Annotated in this window: 1 pseudogene; it reads left to right on the forward strand. The window is 73.2% G+C overall.

The features are described 5' to 3' along the window. Positions 1 to 2,495: pseudogene (locus tag FV217_RS22155) on the forward strand (glycoside hydrolase/phage tail family protein); the annotation flags it as partial.

Here is a 2,495-nt window from a genome sequence, read left to right on the forward strand (position 1 = left end):
GCCATCGACGGCGCGCTGTTCGGCGGCACGAGCGCCCGCTTCGTCGAGGGGCCGCGCCTCGGCGAAGTCGGCGGCCTGACCTCCACCGAGGGCGAGCCGATCCCGCGCCTCTACGGCCGGGCCCGCATCGGCGGCACGCTGATCTGGGCGACGCGGCCGCTGGAAGTGGCCAACACCACGGTGGAGCGTTCGTCCTCGGGCTCCAAGGGCGGCGGCGGCCCGAAGACCGTGCGCACGGCCTACAGCTACTACGCCAACATCGCGGTCGGCCTCTGTGCCGCCGAGATCGCCTTCGTCCGCCGGGTCTGGGCCGACGGAGCCGAGATCGACCTGACGAAACTCACGATGCGCGTCCACACCGGCGCCGCGACCCAGGCGCCCGACCCGCTCGTCGTCGCCAAAGAGGGAGCGGACGGGGCGCCGGCCTATCGCGGGCTCGCCTACGTAGTCTTCGAGCGGCTGGCGCTGGCGGAGTTCGGCAACCGCATCCCGCAGTTCGCCTTCGAGGTGATCCGCCCGGTCGGCGGCATCGCGGAAAAAATCCGGGCGGTCTGCCTGATCCCCGGCTCCACCGAATTCGGCCTCGACCCGACCCCGGTGAGCGAGGATGCGGGCCTCGGCGCGACGCGGCCGGCCAACCGCTTCCAGCTCCAGGGCGCCAGCGACGTGCTGGCCTCCCTCGACGCCCTGCAGGCGCTGTGCCCGAACCTCGCGAAGGTCGCGGTGGTGGTGAGCTGGTTCGGCAGCGATCTGCGTGCCGGCCGATGCACCATCGCCCCGCGCGTCGACAACGCGGCGAAGGCGACCACCGGCGACAGCTGGCGCGTCGCTGGCCTCGGCCGCGCGGATGCGGGCGTGGTCTCGCTGCGCGACGGCAGCCCGGCTTATGGCGGCACGCCGTCCGATGCCGGCCTGCTGCGGCTCGGGCGGAGCTGAACCGGCGCGGGCTCGGCGTCGTGCTCTATCCGTTCCTGATGATGGACGTGCCCGCGGGCAACGCCCTGCCCGATCCGCACCGTGCGGGGGAGATCCAGCCAGCCTATCCCTGGCGCGGGCGCATCACCTGCGATCCCGCCCCGGGCCAGCCCGGCAGCCCGGACGGAACCGCGGAGGCGGCGAGCCAGGTCGCGGCGTTCTTCTCCGGCGCCCAAGGCTTTCGCGGGTTGGTGCTGCACTACGCCCGCCTGCTGGCGGGCAAGGGGCTCGCGGGCTTCATCCTCGGCAGCGAGCTCGTCGGGCTGACCCGCGTGCGGGGCGCGGGCGGCGACTACCCGGCGGTCGAGGCCCTGCGCAGCCTCGCCCACGCGGTCCGCGCCATCCTCGGGACCTCCGCGAAGCTCGTCTACGCGGCCGACTGGACCGAGTACGGCGCGCATGTCCGCGACGGCGGAGCGACCATCCGGTTTCCCCTCGACGCGCTGTTTGCCGACGCCGCGATCGACGCGGTCGGCATCGACTACTACCCGCCGCTCTCCGACTGGCGCGACGGCGACACGCACGCCGACGCGGCCCTCGCGCCGGCGATCTACGACCGCGCCTACCTCAAGGACCGCCTCGGCACGGGCGAGGCCTTTGACTGGTATTATGCGAGCGAGGCCGACCGCGCCGCCCAGATCCGCACGCCGATCACGGACGGCGCCTACGGCAAGCCGTGGATCTACCGGGCGAAGGACCTCGTGGCCTGGTGGTCGAACCGGCATGTCGAGCGCGACGGGGGCGTCGAGACCGGAGCAACCGCCTGGGCGCCGGGCGCGAAGCCGATCTGGCTCACCGAGATCGGCATTCCGGCGAACGACCGCGCCACCAACGGCCCCAACGTCTTTCCCGACCCGAAATCCTCCGAGAACGCGCTGCCGCCCTTCTCCCGCGGCGGCCGCGACGAGCTGATCCAGGCCCGCGGCCTCGAAGCGATCGTTGCGCGGTTCGATCCGGGGATGCCCGGTTTCGAGCCGGCTCACAATCCGGTCTGGCCGGGCGGCGGCCTGCGCATGGTCGATCCGGCCTCCGTCTTCGTCTGGTGCTGGGATGCGCGGCCGTTCCCCGCCTTCCCCGACTTCGACACGGTCTGGTCCGACGCCGGCAACTGGGCGCTCGGTCACTGGATCACAGGACGCGCCGAAGGCCAGGAGCTCGACCGGCTGATCGCCGCGATCCTGTCGGATTTCGGCCTCGACCCGCCGCTCACGCTCGAGGCCGACGGGTATCTCGACGGCTTCGTGATCGACCGGCCGCTCTCGGCCCGCGGCGTGCTCGAACCGCTCTGCCAGCTCTTCGGGCTCAACGTCTCGGTGACGGCGGGACGCCTGCGCATCCGCGGCCCCCGGACCGCCTCGCCGGTCGCGCTCGCTGCGGCGGATCTCGTCCTTCCTCGCGACGGGTCCGCTCCCCTCGGTCTCGTGCGCGCCGAGGAGAGCGCCCTGCCCCGCACGCTGGAGGTGGGCTTCAGCGACGGCGAGAGCGACGCCTACCGCCGCGCCACCGCCGCCGCCCTGCGG

It is taken from the genome of Methylobacterium sp. WL9, from assembly GCF_008040035.1.
GTDB classification, from domain to species: Bacteria; Pseudomonadota; Alphaproteobacteria; order Rhizobiales; family Beijerinckiaceae; genus Methylobacterium; species Methylobacterium thuringiense.